10 protein-coding genes are annotated in these 15,736 nt (G+C 34.6%); 5 read left to right on the plus strand and 5 right to left on the minus strand.

What is annotated here, in order from left to right:
- Window positions 1–20 precede the first annotated feature (20 nt).
- The 4 genes from CHB81_RS14835 to CHB81_RS14850 all read right to left on the minus strand — a co-directional run bounded on the left by CHB81_RS14835 (window position 21) and on the right by CHB81_RS14850 (window position 7,276).
- The gene (locus tag CHB81_RS14835) at window positions 21–1,010 is read right to left on the minus strand and encodes a c-type cytochrome (RefSeq protein WP_089352641.1); all 990 of its coding nucleotides are present in this window, start codon (window positions 1,008–1,010) and stop codon (window positions 21–23) included.
- A 111-nt stretch (window positions 1,011–1,121) separates the two neighbouring features.
- Window positions 1,122–2,534 carry an aryl-sulfate sulfotransferase gene (locus CHB81_RS14840; RefSeq protein WP_089352642.1) on the minus strand — a complete coding sequence of 471 codons (1,413 nt, stop codon included), beginning with the start codon at window positions 2,532–2,534 and terminating at the stop codon, window positions 1,122–1,124.
- 100 nt (window positions 2,535–2,634) lie between these two features.
- Window positions 2,635–4,146, minus strand: coding sequence for a RagB/SusD family nutrient uptake outer membrane protein (locus CHB81_RS14845; RefSeq protein WP_089352643.1), 1,512 nt, complete (start codon window positions 4,144–4,146; stop codon window positions 2,635–2,637).
- A gap of 31 nt (window positions 4,147–4,177) precedes the next feature.
- The gene (locus tag CHB81_RS14850) at window positions 4,178–7,276 is read right to left on the minus strand and encodes a TonB-dependent receptor (RefSeq protein WP_089352644.1); all 3,099 of its coding nucleotides are present in this window, start codon (window positions 7,274–7,276) and stop codon (window positions 4,178–4,180) included.
- A gap of 709 nt (window positions 7,277–7,985) precedes the next feature.
- On the opposite strand from CHB81_RS14850, the gene CHB81_RS14855 reads away from it, so the two are divergent.
- On the plus strand, window positions 7,986–8,624 hold the full coding sequence (locus tag CHB81_RS14855) for a sugar-binding protein (protein WP_089352645.1): 639 nt from the start codon (window positions 7,986–7,988) through the stop codon (window positions 8,622–8,624).
- Window positions 8,625–8,878: 254 nt separating this feature from the next.
- Here CHB81_RS14855 and CHB81_RS14860 read toward each other — a convergent pair whose 3' ends face one another.
- The gene (locus CHB81_RS14860) at window positions 8,879–9,919 is read right to left on the minus strand and encodes a LacI family DNA-binding transcriptional regulator (RefSeq protein WP_089352646.1); all 1,041 of its coding nucleotides are present in this window, start codon (window positions 9,917–9,919) and stop codon (window positions 8,879–8,881) included.
- Between the two features lie 231 nt (window positions 9,920–10,150).
- On the opposite strand from CHB81_RS14860, the gene CHB81_RS14865 reads away from it, so the two are divergent.
- The 4 genes from CHB81_RS14865 (at window position 10,151) to nagB (ending at window position 15,650) form a co-directional block, all read left to right on the plus strand.
- Complete coding sequence (locus CHB81_RS14865) at window positions 10,151–11,242, plus strand: mevalonate kinase (RefSeq protein ID WP_089352647.1); 1,092 nt, start codon at window positions 10,151–10,153, stop codon at window positions 11,240–11,242.
- 9 nt (window positions 11,243–11,251) lie between these two features.
- Window positions 11,252–12,127: a sugar phosphate nucleotidyltransferase gene (locus CHB81_RS14870; RefSeq protein ID WP_089352648.1), complete on the plus strand. Its 876-nt coding sequence runs from the start codon at window positions 11,252–11,254 to the stop codon at window positions 12,125–12,127.
- 186 nt (window positions 12,128–12,313) lie between these two features.
- Window positions 12,314–13,693: a sugar MFS transporter gene (locus CHB81_RS14875; RefSeq protein WP_176427532.1), complete on the plus strand. Its 1,380-nt coding sequence runs from the start codon at window positions 12,314–12,316 to the stop codon at window positions 13,691–13,693.
- A gap of 28 nt (window positions 13,694–13,721) precedes the next feature.
- On the plus strand, window positions 13,722–15,650 hold the full coding sequence (gene nagB / locus CHB81_RS14880; protein WP_089352650.1) for a glucosamine-6-phosphate deaminase: 1,929 nt from the start codon (window positions 13,722–13,724) through the stop codon (window positions 15,648–15,650).
- Window positions 15,651–15,736 lie beyond the last annotated feature (86 nt).

Genomic DNA, 15,736 nt, shown 5'->3' on the forward strand with positions numbered 1-15,736 from the left:
AAGTATGCGTAGTTAATAAGTTAGTAAACGGCTTTCCATCCATTCTTTTTCCAGTAGGCAATGATGGGTTTGTAAGGGCCATATTTATGTTGTTCTTCTGTAAAGTTATCCTGAAAAGGACTATGTGAATAATCGATTGGTTTGCCCATTTTGTTAGGATAATCAAATGTTTTTGGGTTTGGTCTTTCGTGTATTGCATCATCATTTACAAATGCGGCAATATCAAGTGCCTGCATATCTGTAAGGTAAGGTTTTCCTAAAGTTACTTTGTCATACGGCATATTGCTTTTTAGCCATTGCGCTTGTTTGATAACTCTGTGCATGCTTGAACCCGGCTGATATCCATATTCTCCCCAAAGCGGAGGGTAAGTATAACCAGATTTATCAGCATTGTAAACTCCTTCGCCATTATTTCCGTGGCAACGGGCACAATTTTCAACAAATAGCTCTTTTCCTCTTTCCGGACTTGCGGCTACATCTGGAAATTCTATTTCTAAGTTTTTAGCACCTTTAAAATCTCCGTCTTTAGGAACAAATTTACTGATCCATTTAAAGTACGATAAAAAAGCCACCATTTCTTTACTGTCAAGCGGAAGTGGTTTTCCGGAATGAGGTCTCATAATGCAATTATTAACACGTTCAGCAAGTGTTAAAACTTTATTTTCACGTCCGCGATATTGCGGATAATTGTCATGTGAAGACATTAAATTGAAAGCATGAGGTTTTGTTCCGGCGTCCTGATGGCAATTGGTACAATTCATTTTATTGCCTAAATATTTTCCTTTAATTCCGTTTGGACCAATATAATAAGCCGTTTTCATCATTAATTCTCTTCCATAACGAACGGATTCACCAAATTGATCGTCCGGAATTTTAGACGTATCGATTGTAATGTACGAATCATCATCGGCAGTTTTTGATGCCAATGTTTGAGAATTTGAAGTATTGCAAGAATTGAAAACAACAATTGGCAATGCTGAAAATATACCAATAAGAATTATTTTTTTCATGTTGTAAAATTTTTAATCTATATCATTAACCTAACAGGTTTTTAAAACCTGTTAGGTTTTTCTGTTGTCTATTTATACCTAACAGGTTTTAAAAACCTGTTAGGAGAAAAATTAATTGAGAAGAAAAGGTTTTAGGTTCTCTTCTGGAATAAATTGTACGCGATAAGGAGGTATCTCAGACTCTAAAGCCCAAAGTAAAACTCCTTTTTTATTGGTTAAAACCGTGATGTGTCTTTTTGAACAACAAACCAATATGGCATCTTTGTCAATCATATAAGCACTTCCCATTCGGTCATTGTAAATATCTTTTGGAAGGTTTATATGGAAATCCAGTTTTGCAGATTTTACTTTTTCATCTACTTTAAGAGCATAAACTGAGGATTGTTTTTTGTCTACACCATTATCAAAAAACATCAAACTTCCTTCGGCATTTATGTGTGCGGCATGAGCTTGTGAAAAATTACTATCGGTAGACATTTTCAGGTTTCCGCCTTTTCCTAATTTCCAGATTACTTTTCCGGTTTTTGAATCAACTTTCCAAATCTGACCGTTATTGTAGAATGAAATCAAAAAGTTTCCATCTTTATCATAATTCAGACTGTTGGCGTGCATCCAGTCTTTTTTGGTTTTTAATAATGCTTTGTCTTTCATTGGATCCAAGTCATCAAAAACGCTCCATTTCCAGATTTGTTTTCCTTTTTTATCCAAAATAAGAATTCCGTCACCGTTGATCGTGTCTTTTTGTTTTCCACCAATTTTAGTTAAATCGGTTATTCTGGCATCAACAAATAAAGTCACAATTTCGTTAGCCGATTTTTTAATGATTTCGTGATGAATCACTTGTTTAAAATCGCCTTGTCCTTTTTTAATGTGTGTTAAAGTATCGCCTTGTAAGTTGATTTCCAGAATCTCACTTCCGTAACTTGTTGGTTCATCATTTTTTCCTAAAATAGAAAGTATCGTTTGCTCTTTGGTAAAATGAGTCACTTTAAATCCTGTTCCTTCAACGGTATGATACCATCTTAAATTTCCTTTATAATCAACAATATAGGCAACTCCCGGTGTTTCTCTTTTTGCCAAAAGCATAAAACCACTTTTGAAGTTTTTAGGTAAAAGTTCCGGTTTTGGGCAATTTGCCTTGAATTGTTTTTGCAGCCATTCTGGTAATCTTCTTGATTTGAAAGTATAAAGTTTACTTGTGTTTTTGTTTTCTCCCTGAATTGTAATCAACTGAAAACTATAGTCAGTTTCTGGAGTAATATTACAAAGTATTAAGGAATGTTTGAGACCATTTTTTGAAACGGGAGATGTTATTTTGCTTTTTATTCCTTTTTTATCAGACCAATATTCTGCATATACCTGAGCATCGTCCTTCGTAGTAACATCGATCTGAATCTTCAATTCGTTGTTGCTATGAGTCCCAATGTTGATATTTGAGATAATATTACCCTGATTTTGAGAACAGCTTGCCATTGCAAGAAGTGCCAAAACAAAACTCCATTTTAATACTAATTTTTTGATCATCTGAAAGGTTTCTTTAGTGAAACAGAAAAGTACTTATTTTGTTTAAAAAATCAAGAATAGACAGACCATTTTAACTGTCTATTCTTGATTAAAATTTTACTTATTGTCTGTCGGCATTGCTTAAATTAGGGTTAAGATCAACCTGACTTTGTGGATAAGTATAATATTTATTTTGTGGCATTTTAACTAATGCTGCTTCACCAACTCTTAGATGATAGGCATTTACAAGAACATCATATTTGTTCATTCTGATTAAATCTGCACGGCGTTTTCCTTCGTAGAAAAGTTCCCATCCTCTTTCTTGCAAAATAGCATCTCTCAGCGAACTCTGATTGTAATCGCCTAAAATCAATTGTTTGGCATGTGATCTTGCTTTAACCTGATTGATAAGGCCAATAGCTTCAGTTGTTGGACCGCTAATTTCGTTTAAGGCTTCAGCTCTGCTTAATAATACATCAGCATAACGAAGAATGTTCACACTATGTCCATCATAATAAGTTGTAGTTTCATCATCAGCATATTTTCTGGTTGATACATCCGGCATATACAATTGTCCTGCTGGTGGTTCTGCGCCTAATGTTGGAGCTTGTTTGTGTAGTAAACCATCTGAACCCATAAATTCCGGAAAGAAACATTGTTTACGATCATCTTCGTTACCAAAAGTGTTGTAAAAATCCCAGTTCACCGTATAATATTGCCATCTGTTTTGAACAACGGGATGATCAGTTGGTCCAAAGTGGTTCAGTAATTCCGTTCCGTTTGTGTTGGCATCACTTAATGAAGAGAAAATATTTTCGCTGCACCATTTGTTACTTTCTTTAAATAGACCTAAGTAAGAAGGATAAAGGCTGTATTCTCCAAGATTCATTACTTGTTGTGTAAGCGTTGCTACTTTTTGCCAATCGTGGCTGCGTAGGTATAATTTTGCTAATAAAGTAAGCGCTGCACCTTTTGTAGCACGACCAACATCATTAGATCCATAGATTATGTTTTCCTTATAATTAGCAGGTAAAACAAGAGCAATTTCCGTAAGGTCTTTGATAATAAATTCATCAATTTTTTCGACAGATGTTGGCGCTGTTTGTTCCAGATATTTTGGATTTGCCACGTTATCTTCAGTCATTAAAATAACCGGCCCCCAAGAATCTGTTAAATCCATATAAGAAGATGCTCTTAGAAATTTAGCCTCAGCAATAAACTGTGCTTTTTCAATTTCTGAGATTGAAGACATCCTTCCTATATAATAAATCGCAGTATTAGCATTTGCAATCAGTTTATACATGGCATTCCAGTCTTCCAGGAGTAAGCCATTTGCTGAATTCCATGTTCCTAATGATAGTTGTCCCGGATCTCCACCAAATTGGCAATGACCTAAATCTGTTGCAATATCTGTTAGAGCAAAATGTCGGGTTGCCCAGTACGAAAAGTTATCTCCTACAGAAGGTCCTTTTAATCTGCCGTAAATAGAATTAACGGCGGCAATAGCATCTGATTTGGTTTGATACCCATTTGTAGTGTTCAAACTGCTGTATACTTTAGGATCCAGGTCCTCGTTGCAGGAATATTGTAAACCTGCAGCAAGTAAAAGCAATAATATTGTATATTTTTTCATTGTGATGAATTTAATGTTATTGAAAAAGCTATTAATGAATTGCTATTTTGATTCCTAATATAAATGTTCTCGAAGCCGGGAAAGAGTTAAAATCAATTCCTCCACCAAGATTTTGTGCTCTGGCACTACCTACGTGTCCATTTATTTCAGGATCATTTCCGGAATAATTTGTAATTGTCAATAAATTTTGGCCTATAGCATATAATCTTATGTTATCAATGAATTTTGTTGGTTTTAAGATGCTTTCCGGAATAGAATATCCGATAGATAAGTTTTTCAGACGCAAATAAGATGCATCCTCAACAAATCTTGAATTTACATAACTTCCGTAGGTACTTTTGTAGTAACCGTCTCTCGGAATATCTGTGTTTTCATTTGTTCCGGCAACCCAGCGATTCAAAGCATCTGTACTGGTGCTTGATTCTCCAACCATTTTAGTCATATTGTAAACAGAGTAATCTAGAGCACCTTGGAAAAAGATATTCACATCAAAATTCCCGAATCTAAAATCATTATTAAAACCAACAATGTAATGTGGAGTTGAATTTCCTAAATAAGTTCTGTCTGCTGCTGTAATTAATCCATCACCATCTAAATCCTCATATTTAGGATCTCCAGGTTTAGATAATGGCTGTGGAGCATAAACTTCTCCCGTTTTTACTACTCCGGCATATTTAAATCCGTATAATAATCCCATTTCTTTTCCTGGTTCCAATCTTGTAAATTCACGACCAGAAACGGTGCCGCTTGGGTTAGAAGTATTAACACTGATTATTTTAACATTGTCTGCAAGTGAAACAACCTCTTGTTTATTGTACGCAACGTTTAAGGAGGTTCTCCAGTAGAATTTATCATTTTTGAAATTTTCACTGCTTATACCCAATTCAATTCCTTTATTATCAACTGTACCCGAGTTAAGTGTTTGAGTATTGAATCCCCACCATCCTCCAATAGGCACATCCAAAAGAGCATCTGTAGTTCTCTTTTTGTAAACATCAATTGTAGCAGTAAGTCTGTCGTTAAAGAACCCCATATCTAAACCAATGTTGGTTTGAGCTTGTTGTTCCCATTTTAAATCAGGATTCGATAAATTTTTTGGTTCATTACCGCCTACAAAAGAGCCATCACCAATAGTGACATTCCAAGGAGCAAGATTAGCGTAGTATAAATAATCTAATATTCCATCACTTCCTGTAACACCATAACTTACTCTTAGTTTTAGTTCTGAAAGAGCCTCTAAATTTTGCATAAACGCCTCTTTTGAGATTCTCCATGCAACAGCTCCTGAAGGGAATTGACCGTATCTGTTATTTGGACCAAAACGAGAAGATCCATCTAATCTATAGGTAAAGGAAGCTAGATATCTGTCATCAAAAGAATAACTTAACCTTCCAAAATAGGAGCCCAGTTTTGTTTCTTGTTTTTGAGTTTCAGGTTTTAGATAAACAGAAGCACTTTCAAGATTGTAATAAGTTAATACATCATTCGCAAAACCAGATCCCGAAGCTTTCATTCTTTCATAGGTATCTTTTTGATTTGATGTTCCAAGCATTGCTGTGAAAGAATTTCTCTCTTTTATATTAAATTTATAGGTTAAATATTGTTCTGTAGTCCATCTAAAATAAGTTTTGTTTTCTTCAGATCCTGTACCGTTTAACGCAGCACCGGCAACAAGAGTTCGTGGTGTATATTTACCCTCAATGTTTTCCTGCCATTCAGCACCAGCTCCAAAGTGGTAGGTTAAACCTTTGATGATTTCATAATCCATAAACATATTTCCGTTTACAAGGCGGTTAATGATATGATCTGTTGGTTCTAATAAAAGAGCCAAAGCATTATCTTTTCCTTGATACTTGTAGTAAGAACCGTCGGCATTGTAAATTGGGATTGCCGGAGGAGCAGTTTGGATAGAAAACATTGGTGATAATATATTGTCACCAAAATCACTATTATTTCCATCGCTCGCAGCACCATAAACATTGGTTCCTACGGTTACTTTGTCAGTAAATTTTTTCTCAGCTCCAATACGTACAGTATATCTTTTGAAATCAGTATTTTCTATTGCTCCGGTTTGTTTTAGATAATTTCCGGATAAGAAAAATTTGGATGTTTTATCGCTTCCGCTAAAAGTAAGCGTTCTGTTTAATACTTCACCCGGACGAGTAGCAGCCTCAAACCAATTGGTATTGGCAATAGGAAAACTCGCTGGAAAAACTGCCGGTCTGCCGTTTTCAGCAGCAATTGCATTTTGAATAGAAGCGTATTGTTGTCCGTTTAATAAGGATGGCTCCTGAATAATGTTTTGAAAACCATCTGAAATTTCGCCTTCAATCTGCATTTTACCAGATTTTCCTTTTTTGGTAGTAATCATGATAACTCCATTTCCACCACGTGAACCATAAATTGCCGTAGAAGCAGCATCTTTAAGGATTTGAATACTCTCGATATCATTTGGGCTAATAGATCCCCCTGTGCTGGTAATAAAACCATCGACTACATACAAAGGAGCATTTGAACTCGTAATAGAGTTTCCTCCTCTAATTACGATAGTTGGACTAGTTCCAGGAGCGTAACTGTTTTGCTGTACCTGAACTCCGGACGCGCGTCCTTGTAAAGCTTGTCCAACATTCGAAACCGTTCCGCCTAAGTTCAAGTTGTCTTTTCCAACCGAAGCAACAGAACCCGTAAGGTCTTTTTTCTTCGCTTTTCCGTATCCAATTACGATTTCCTCTAATTTTTGTCCTGCCTCTTTCATGACAATTTTTAAAGGTGCACTTCCTATTGTTATTTCCTGATCCTCCATACCAATATAAGTTACAATAAGTTTGGTCGCATTATCAGGAACTGTAATTACAAAACTTCCGTCAACATCAGTTTGAATACCTTTAGAGGTTCCTTTCACAACTACGTTTGCACCAGGTAATGGAAGTCCGTTTTGATCTGTTACTTTACCTTTTACCGTTTTTTCAAAAAACACAGCTACATTGTTTCTAGTTGATGTATGTATTGATGAAGCTGTAGTAGCCTGAAACGTTAAAGCTAATAAGGAAAGAATCGTGAGTTTGATTTCTTTATTGGATACATTCTTAATCCGAAAATCCCTTGGCTTTTTTTGGGTTAATAATTTCATACTAAAATTGGTTTTGGTTAATGATTAATTTGTTTTTTCTTGTTTGTAGGTTTTAGATTTCTTTTTTGATCGAAAATTTATCGTCTCATTTTATTCGGTTTTAAATGGAATTATTTTCTTCTTAAAAACAGTCGCTCATTTTCGCTTTAATTGAAGGCTGTTTTGTCAACTTTTCTTCCATTTTTGAGTGCCAAAAACGCTTAATTTTTTTCTTAATTAACTTAGTTTTAAGATTAATACTTGACGAAACTATAGATTATATTTTTATAAAACAAGAAAAAGCACAAAAAATGTGCTCGAACACACAAAATTTATGTTCTCGAGCACATAAAATTATGCAAAACGTTTTTTTTGACATAAAATGATGTGATTATTATAAAATGTTTTGGAAATAAAAGCCCTTCTATATTTGAGGTTATTTTAGTTAAAATCTATATTTATATACATTATAAATATAGATTTTGTAAAATCTTATGAAATTCGTAATTACCAGATCTAATTTATAATAATTAAACAGGCTTTTCTTATGGATTTATTTAACAGAAAAAATGATTTTTACTGATTTTATTTTATTAAAAAAGAAGCTACTTTTTTTAAGAACTTTAAACTATATTAGTCCTTCTTAAAAATGTCAAAAATGGTACTACATTTTAGGGCTTTTTCAATTTTTAGGAAAACAAAAAATTAACAAAATTTAAGAGTTAAAATTGTGAAAGAATATCAGGTAGCTTTAATAGATAAAAATCAGAAAAAATCGAGTGAAATTTTAGATTTGGCTTTGTGGGAAAAAGCAAATTGTTTAACTGATTTTTCTTCACCCTGGAAAAATGATTCTTTCTCTAAAATAGAGTTTAGAGCACTTTGGGATCTTGAAAATCTCTTTTTTAATTTCAGGGTTTTTGATACTGCTATTTATATCGATCGAAAAGATGATAGTTTTGATAGCATCGGAAATTCAGATAGAGTAGAGCTTTTCTTTCGTACAAATGATTCCTTAAACCCTTATTATTGCCTTGAAATGGACACCGCAGCAAGAATAATGGATTTTGAAGCGCGACCGAACAAGAATTTCGATTTTAACTGGAAATGGTCTAAAAAGGATATAGAAGTAAAAGCTTCAAAAGAGGAAACTTCATTTTGTGTCGAAGGCCGAATTAGTATTCAGTCCTTAGAAGATTTAAATTTAATTAAGAACAATACAATCGAAGCAGGAGTTTTTAGGGCAAAATTTTCTCTGGTCGAAAATCTGCAATACGACGCAACCTGGATTTCGTGGGTAAACCCAAATACCGAAACGCCTAATTTTCATATTGCTTCTTCTTTTGGGAAATTTATTTTGATGGAATAGGTTTTTGGGAAAGAGGCAAAGGTTCAAAGAGGCAAAGGTGCAAAGGTCTTGCCCGCGGATTAATTGGATTGAACGGGTTTTCGCTGTTTTTTTTTAGTTAAGGTTTGATAGAAAAAAATCTGCTTAATCTGCTAAATCTGCGAGCAAGCTTTTATCACACAGGTAAAAAATAAATCTGCGAAAACCCGTTTAATCCGCAAAATTCGTGTGCCATTTATAAACTTAGCGTCTTTGTGACTTCGTGGCAAACAACACTAAGAAATATAAAATGAAGCATTCTCTACATTGATAATATCAATAGGAAGTAAAATTGTTTCCGGAATATCTTTTCGGAATAAAAAATGCTCTACTAAAGTACTTACGCCAAGATAAGCTTGTCTTTTTTGATTTTGGTGAATTAAAAAATGAACCAATCCCTGATTTAAGAAGTTTACATTTTTTTCGACCAAATCGTAACCAATAATAGCAATCTTTTTATCTTTTAAAGAAGATAGGATAGAAGCAATTTGATAGGCTTTTGAAGTTGTAATGAAAATTCCTTTCAAGTTTGGGTTTTCTTCCAGAAAAGTCGAAAACTTAGTTTCAACATTTGGATGTTTTAATTTTAGAGTTGTCAGCGCAAAATTAGAAGTGTTTTTTTCGCTGAAGTAACTTCTAAAACCTTTTTCTTTTTCCTGCATGTGAACGGCATTTTTAAGGCTTTCGTCAATATGTATAATTGCAATTTGACCATCGCTTAAAATCAAGTTCATTAAACTTGCAGCTACGCGACCACTTTTAAACAAATCCTGTCCAACAAAACTTTTGATAGATTTGCCTTCAATTTGATTGTTAAAAGTATTCACTATAATATTCAATTCGTCGTATTGTTTTAATACTTCGAGTGTTTCTTTATAGAAAAAGGGAGCGATCAAAACCGCATCCGGAGATTGTTTTATAATATTTTCGTTTGCATTTAAAAACGATTTAGTGCTTTCCGGATTAAAATAATGCGTTTCAATAACCACACTATAAGCTTTAAACTCTGTTATCGCTTCCTGAATTCCGTTTACACAAGGAAGCCAGTAAGAGTCAATTTCCGGATCAGGTAGTAAAACACAGATTCTGTAAACTTTTGTGTTTTTTAAATTTCGGGCAATTAAGTTCGGCTGATAGTCAATAACGTTCAGAACTTCGTTTATTTTATCCAATGCTGCCGGAGATACTTTTCCTCTATTGTGCAAAACCCGGTCTACAGTTCCTTTAGAAACTCCAGCCATTTTTGCTATATCCTTAATTGTGTACTTTTTATCCATATAAGCAAATATAGAAACTTTGATTTAATTATTTCAAAAATTCTGTAAGAATTATTTAGTGTGCTCGAGAACATTTATTTAGTGTGTTCGAGCACATTTTTTGTTTTTTTCTTGTTTTATAAAAATATAATCTATAGTTTCGTAGAATCAAAACCAGAAAACTAGAATAAATCCTTAACCAATTAGCATTGTAACTTGTTGTTTTACAGTGTTTTGTTATATAATTTTCAAGTGAAAAAAATTACTTCATTAGCCCCAGGCCGGACATGTCTCTTTGGAGATCATCAGGATTATTTAGGATTGCCGGTTATAGCCTGTGCAATCGATAGAAATATAAAACTAACTGCTGAACAAAATGAGATCCGCGCATTTGTTCTGAATATGATTGATATTGGTGAAGTTCGTATCATTGATATTGATGCAACTTTCGATAAATTAAAACCCAGAGATTATTTTGCTTCATCATTGCGGGTATTGCGCAGATATGGTTGTGTACCCAATATAGGTTATACTATTACAATAACCGGAGATATTCCTATTAATTCAGGAACATCAAGTTCATCAGCTTTATTAATGGCGTGGATTCGTTTTTTAATTACCGCTTTTGGAGTTGATCATGAAGTAACACCGGAGTTTATTTCGAAAATTGGATATGAATCTGAAGTTTTAGAACACGGTGAACCGGGTGGGATGATGGATCATTTTAGTATTGGAGCAGGGAATATTGTGTTTATAAATACAAAAGATCCTTTCTCGTATAAAATTATTGGAACAGAATTAAAAGGTTTAATTACCGGAGTTTCCGGAGTTCCAAAAGAAACAATTGGATTACTTGGTGAAGTAAAAGGAAATGCTTTAATGTCTATTGGAATTGTCAAGCAAAATTTCCCTGATTTTGATTTACACTCTTCTAAAATAGAAGATATAGATCGTTACAGAAACTGTTTGCCAGACCGATTGATTCCGTTTTTTGAAGCCGCTTTAAAAAATTATCATTATACCAAAGAAGCTTTAAAAGAGTTCGAAAAGCCAGTTTTAGATCTTAAAAAAATAGGAGAATTAATGAATCAGCATCATGAAGTTTTGCGTGATTTATTGAAAATTACAGTTCCAAGAATCGATGATATGATCAATGCAGCTTTGCGAGCTGGTGCTTACGGAGCTAAAATTGTAGGTTCAGGCGGCGGCGGAAGTATTGTTGTAATTGCCGATCCTAAAAAAGAAGATTCGGTAATCGAAGCTATTTTAAAAGCCGGAGCTCAGGAAGCTTATGCTGTGTCTGTAGATCCGGGTGTGAGAGTTATTGAAAACATTGAAATTTAAAGTATAAGTATGCACAACAATTTAGTTATTCTTGCGGGTGGAGCATCTTCCCGCATGAAAAAAGAAGCAGTTTTAGATAATTTATCTCCTGAAGAAATCGCTCAGGCAAACGAAAGAAGCAAAGGTTTAATAGGCGTTGGTGCAAGCGGAAGACCTTTATTGGATTATCTTTTATTGAATGCTAAAAAAGCGGGATATAAAAACATCTACATTATTATTGGGGAACAAGGGGAGTTGTTCAAGGAGTTTTACGGAAGCCAGAATATCAATAATGATTTTCACGGACTTACTATTTCATTTGCCGTACAATATATTCCCGAAGGTAGGGTAAAACCATTTGGTACTGCCGACGCTTTGTTTCAGGCCGTAGAACAATTTCCGGAGTTGAATTCACAACAATATTCGGTTTGTAACAGCGATAATTTATATTCGGCGAAAGCCTTATTAGCCTTAAGAGAAACCAATAGTCCAAACGCTTTTATTGCTTATGATCGTGACGCATTGGAATTTCCTTCTGAAAGAATTTCGCGTTTTGCTATTGCCAAATTGGATAAAAATAATCAGTTATTAGACATCTTAGAAAAACCTTCGGCAGATGTTTTAAACGATTATAAAGATGTTGAAGGGAAAATCAGAGTGAGTATGAATGCTTTTAAATTTAACGGAAGCACTTTATATACACATCTTAAAAATTGCCCTGTTCATCCTGAAAGAGACGAAAAAGAATTGCCAACAGTACTATTAAATTCGGTAAAAGAAAACCCAAATACAACCTTGGGAATTCCGTTTTCTGAGCATGTTCCGGATCTAACAGCAAAAGAAGATATTGCCGATGTAAAAGCCTATTTGCAACAATATTATCCCGTTTTGGACTGGGGCAACTAAAAAGAATTAACAAAAAATTGATATCTAATTTACGGATAAGTATAACTTATTAGACTATTTTTGTTTTGAAATTGCAAAAAAAATGCATCAATCTGTATTTTAATTGCGATATATTTGCAAAAAAAAAGTTGATGCTATTTTAGATTGAGAAAACCACTAATCTATTAACAATCAACCAAAAGTATTATGTCAAACATTGAAAGTGCATTACATATAGACAAGAGGAGTACTATTATTCCGATGATAATCTTAACTGCATTATTTTTTATTCTGGGTTTTGTGACCTGGTTAAACGGGCCTTTAATTCCATTTTTTCAGTTGGCATGTGAGTTGACTTCTTCTCAGGCTTATTTTGTAACTTTTGCTTTTTACATTGCCTATTTTGTAATGGCAATTCCATCATCGTGGGTAATTGAAAAAGTAGGGTATAAAAATGGTATTTCGTTAGGATTATTAATCATTGCAGCGGGCGCATTTATGTTTTACCCAGCGGCCGAAAGCAGAACTTTTTTATTGTTTTTAATTGCATTATTTGTAATGGGAACAGGTTTGGCAATTTTGCAGACTGCATCAAATCCGTATGTAGTCGTTATTGGTCCAAGAGAAAGTGCTGCGGCGAGAATTAGTGTTTTAGGAATTGCCAATAAATTAGCCGGATTTGTTGCACCGCTTATATTGACAGCTCTGGTTTTGTCTAATATGCAGGAGTTTACAGCAGATAAAATTGCATTATTGGATTCTGTTTCAAAGACAAATGCTTTAAATTCACTTGCATTACAATTGCAAAGACCATATCTTTATATGGGATTGATTATTATGATTTTGGCGTTGATGGTAAAGCTGTCGCCACTTCCTGAAATTGATTTGGATGAAGACGGAAATGTAACGCATTTGAGTATTTTTAAGCAAATCAGAAATGCATTCAGACGTCCGCAATTGGTTTTAGGCGTAATCACTTTAATGTTGTATTTGGCTGCCGAAGTTTTAGCCGGAGATTCTATTGGAGGTTTCGGAAAAGAACTTGGAGTATATGGAACAGAAGGGAATTTTTATTTAAAATTAACCTCTTTCACAATGTCGGCAATGGTTGTGGGGTATATATTAGGAATCACATTAATACCTAAATATGTTTCGCAAGTTACAGCCTTGAAAGCGTCAGGAGTTTTAGGTTTGATTTTAGTATTGGTAATAGTTTTGATTTCGCCAAAAATAATGATTCAGTTGCCTGGAATTCCAAACTTGCCAGTTGTACTGCTTTTAGTAGCATTATTAGGTTTGGCAAATGCACTTTGCTGGCCCGCAATTTGGCCAATGGCATTAGAAGATTTAGGAGGATATACTAAAATTGGAAGCGCAATTTTGATCATGGGAATCATTGGAGGAGCTATTTTTCCTTTGTTTTACGGAATAATCACAGAAAATATAAACGCATCAAATATTGCAAACGGAACCGCAGCAGTTTCAAAAAGCGGAAATCAGATTGCGTATTTAATGTTGTTACCATCTTATTTAATGATTCTTTTTTATGCTGTAAAAGGTCATAAATACCGAAGTTGGAAAATTTAACGAGAGAAATTAAAAAAAAGACTATATCATGTTAAAAAGTAAAATCGACAAAGCAACGGGGTTCGAGAAACGATTCGAAAACATCAATACAGTTGTTTTTGAAAATTCAAATGATGCTTCAAAAGCGGTTGCTCAGGAAATTGCAGCTTTAATTCAATCCAAACAAAAAGAAAACAAGCCTTGTATTTTAGGTCTTGCAACAGGTTCTTCTCCAAAAGGATTATATGCAGAATTAGTACGTTTGCATAAAGAAGAAGGTTTAAGTTTTAAGAACGTAATTAGTTTTAACCTGGATGAATATTATCCAATGGCGCCAAATTCTATCAACAGTTATGTTCGTTTTATGAAAGAATTACTGTTTGATCATGTCGATATTTTACCTGAAAACGCTCATGTTCCGGATGGACTTTTAACAAAAGAACAAATTGCAGATTATTGCCACGATTATGAAGCTAAAATTGAAGCTTTGGGCGGAATCGATCTTCAAATTCTTGGAATTGGTGGTAACGGGCATATTGGTTTTAATGAGTCTGGATCGTTACAAAACTCTAAAACTCGTTTAGTAGCTTTAGATCACATTACGAGAGTTGCTGCAAGTAAAGATTTCTTCGGATTGAGTAATACGCCAAGAACAGCAATCACACTTGGAGTAAAGAAAATCATGGAAGCCAAACAAGTTATTTTAATGGCTTGGGGAGAAGGAAAAGCAAATATTGTAAAGAAATCTGTAGAAGACGAAGTTACAAATCGCGTTCCAGCTTCATTTTTACAGGAGCATAATAATGCTGTTTTTATTTTGGATAAAGAAGCTTCTTCAAAACTAACAAGAATCAATAAACCTTGGTTGGTAGAGAAAGTAATCTGGACGGATAAGTTAACTCGTAAAGCGGTTTTAGGATTAGCACTTCAGCTTAAGAAACCAATTTTGATGCTTACAGATGCAGATTATATCGAGCACGGAATGAGCGATTTATTGGCTGATTCTGGTCCGGCTTACGATATCAACATCAAAATATTCAATAAATTACAAAATACAATTACAGGTTGGCCAGGTGGAAAACCAAATTCAGATGATACAAATCGTCCTGAAAGAGCAGAGCCGGCAAGAAAACGTGTATTGATTTTTAGCCCGCATCCTGATGATGATATTATTAGTATGGGAGGAACTTTTATGCGTTTGCAAGAGCAAGGACATGAAGTACATGTTGCGTATCAAACTTCAGGAAATATTGCTGTAGCGGATGATGAAGCGTTGCGTTTTGCAAGATTCGTAATTGATTACAACGAGAAATTCGGAATTAAAAGTGTCGAGGCAGATAATATCTACCAAAAAGCAGCTACTTTTTTAACCAATAAAAAGAACAGCGAAATTGACATTCCTGAAGTACGTTACATTAAAGGATTAATCAGAAAAGGGGAGGCGAGAGCTACAAGTCACTTTGTTGGATTGACAGACGATCAGATTCATTTTATGGAATTACCTTTCTATGAAACCGGAACTATTGAGAAAAAACCAATAGGGAAAGAAGATATTCAATTGACAATGGATTTAATCGAAAAAATTAAACCACATCAGATCTACGCGGCAGGAGATTTAGCAGATCCACACGGAACGCATAAAGTTTGTCTGGACGCTATTTTTGAAGCTGTAAAAGCATTAAAACCAAAATCATTTATGGACGATTGCTGGTTATGGTTGTACCGTGGAGCTTGGCAGGAATGGGGAATTGATGAAGTTGAAATGGCCGTGCCAATGAGCCCGGATCAGGTTTTGGCTAAACGTCACGGAATCTTCAAACACCAATCTCAAAAAGACGGTGTTGTTTTTCAAGGAACCGATGCCAGAGAATTTTGGCAAAGAGCCGAAGACAGAAACGCTGAGACAGCTGCTTTGTACCAACAATTAGGTTTGGCAACATATGCGGCAATGGAAGCTTTCGTGAGATGGCATTACTAGAAAGCTCCTAAGGTTCTTAGTTGCTATCCCGATAGCTATCGGGACTAAGTTTTAATATTCACCACGAATTCACGAATTAGTTTTAA

It is taken from the genome of Flavobacterium sp. ov086 (assembly GCF_900187965.1).
Lineage (GTDB): Bacteria > Bacteroidota > Bacteroidia > Flavobacteriales > Flavobacteriaceae > Flavobacterium.

What these genes read in the sequence shown, in the direction of transcription:
- CHB81_RS14850 (WP_089352644.1), bottom strand. Translation starts at nt 7,276, where the DNA reads ATGAAATTATTAACCCAAAAAAAGCCAAGGGATTTTCGGATTAAGAAT.
- CHB81_RS14840 (WP_089352642.1), bottom strand. Translation starts at nt 2,534, where the DNA reads ATGATCAAAAAATTAGTATTAAAATGGAGTTTTGTTTTGGCACTTCTT.
- CHB81_RS14870 (WP_089352648.1), top strand. Translation starts at nt 11,252, where the DNA reads ATGCACAACAATTTAGTTATTCTTGCGGGTGGAGCATCTTCCCGCATG.
- nagB (WP_089352650.1), top strand. Translation starts at nt 13,722, where the DNA reads ATGTTAAAAAGTAAAATCGACAAAGCAACGGGGTTCGAGAAACGATTC.
- CHB81_RS14875 (WP_176427532.1), top strand. Translation starts at nt 12,314, where the DNA reads ATGTCAAACATTGAAAGTGCATTACATATAGACAAGAGGAGTACTATT.
- CHB81_RS14845 (WP_089352643.1), bottom strand. Translation starts at nt 4,146, where the DNA reads ATGAAAAAATATACAATATTATTGCTTTTACTTGCTGCAGGTTTACAA.
- CHB81_RS14835 (WP_089352641.1), bottom strand. Translation starts at nt 1,010, where the DNA reads ATGAAAAAAATAATTCTTATTGGTATATTTTCAGCATTGCCAATTGTT.
- CHB81_RS14860 (WP_089352646.1), bottom strand. Translation starts at nt 9,919, where the DNA reads ATGGATAAAAAGTACACAATTAAGGATATAGCAAAAATGGCTGGAGTT.